Genomic DNA, 1693 nt, shown 5'->3' on the forward strand with positions numbered 1-1693 from the left:
AAAGCGGGGTAATGACACCAGCTTTGGCAAGATGGGCCAAAAGTGCCCTTGAACCGTTGTTCGGTGCTTTTGTAAGGCATCCAAGATTAGCGCTGCCAATCTAAGGCGGACCAAAAAAAGCCCCGTAAAGAGGCTTGTACGGATCCATTTTTTCACGGATTAATATCTTGTGCAACGGTTACCGATGTTGGCATTAGTTTTTTGCAAATTCAATTAACTGTTTGAAATTTCCGTTATCAGCTTCTCTTAAAGCTTTTATATATTGATTTCTTGTTTCGTTAGCTTTAACCATATTTGATTGATGCCAAGAAAATATTTCATTTCCAAATATTGATTCCATAATTATATCAGCCATCATCCTTGAGTGTCTTCCATTTCCATTTGGAAAGCAATGAATGGATACTATGCGATGCTTAAATCTTATAGCTATTTCTTCAGGTGGAAAAGTGTTGTTATCTATCCAATATTTAGTGTCGTCCAATAAATTTTTTAATTCAATTCCAATTTGTGTCCACGGAATTCCAATGTTCTTTTCAGTCTTTCTAAATTCTCCTGCCCATTTCCATACATCACCATACATTTTTTTGTGTAAGTCTTTCACAAACTTTTCAGTTAAAATTTTTTCAAGTTTGAATTTTGAATGAATAGTCCATTCAACTGCTTTTTCAATGTTCAATTGCTCAAATTCATCTAGTTCTCCTTGAGTAGTAATAGACTTTATTTTAAGTCCTTCCTTTTCTTCTTCGTCTAAAGGTGTTTGTCCATCTTTATAATCGAATTCTAATCCCATAATGATTTTTTCATCTCTCGTTTTATTTCGCTAGCAAGCTCCTCTATGGTTTTGGATATCTTTTCATCTCCAATTCCTTGGTCCTCTAATTTCATATTTTGGTTAGTTCTTAAAACTATTTTTCGGGCCATTTTTTCTGCTTTTATTTGAATTAAATCGTTTATGGTCCCATTTAGTGGGACCAGTGCATATACTAATTTTAAGTCAACTGCATTGGCTACATCTTTTAAAGAATTGAGCGTTATTGTACCATTAGCCTCACTTTCCTCAATTCTTTTTACTCCTTGTCTTGTTATATTTAATTTGGCACCAAGTTGTGCCATTGTCATATTGAGTGACGTCCGAATTGTATTTATCCATCCACGTTCTGGGACCAGGACCTTTCTGGTTTCAGAGAATGGTTGAAGTTTTTGGTCCAATTGCTCAATTAAAAGTTTTCGTTTATTTCTCATTTTTGTAAATCTTTAAGTTTATAAAATAACAAAATTGTAAACATTTGCATTTACAAATATATATAAAAGTAATCATATATGTTTATAAAAAATAAAAAAAGTAAACTTAATTGTTTACTTTTAGTTGTTCTGATAAATTAATGCCAACGGTTTTGTGTATGTTTAGTTGCGTGTTTAAGCAACTAATTTAGTAAACAAAAACGAACGCGAGAAAATTCCGAAGGAATTTTCCAAATAAACAACGACCAAAGCAATTAATTATACACGGTGTGCCTGTTGCACAAGTTATAAAAAAAGGGGCATTTCGATCTTGCCGATCCGTAAAAGGATCGTAACTTTAGGTATGCAGGGTAAAAAGGATTATCAAGAGAAGCTTTTCAATAATTTCCAATTAAGTGACCGGGTACCGCAGACGAATTTCTACCGTCGTTTAAAAGGCGTTTTGGATCTG

At 33.5% G+C, this 1693-nt stretch carries 2 protein-coding genes; both read right to left on the reverse strand.

Annotated features, from left to right (window positions below; genetic code table 11):
* Positions 1 to 193: 193 nt before the first annotated feature.
* Positions 194 to 790, reverse strand: coding sequence for a mobile mystery protein B (locus BFP75_RS13615; protein WP_099545926.1), 597 nt, complete (start codon positions 788 to 790; stop codon positions 194 to 196).
* Entirely contained in the window at positions 781 to 1242 is a 462-nt protein-coding gene (locus BFP75_RS13620; protein WP_099545927.1) for a mobile mystery protein A, read from the reverse strand. The genes BFP75_RS13615 and BFP75_RS13620 overlap by 10 nt, the downstream gene beginning before the upstream one ends.
* Positions 1243 to 1693: the final 451 nt, after the last annotated feature.

This window comes from Maribacter sp. 4G9 (assembly GCF_002742265.1).
Classification (GTDB): domain Bacteria; phylum Bacteroidota; class Bacteroidia; order Flavobacteriales; family Flavobacteriaceae; genus Maribacter.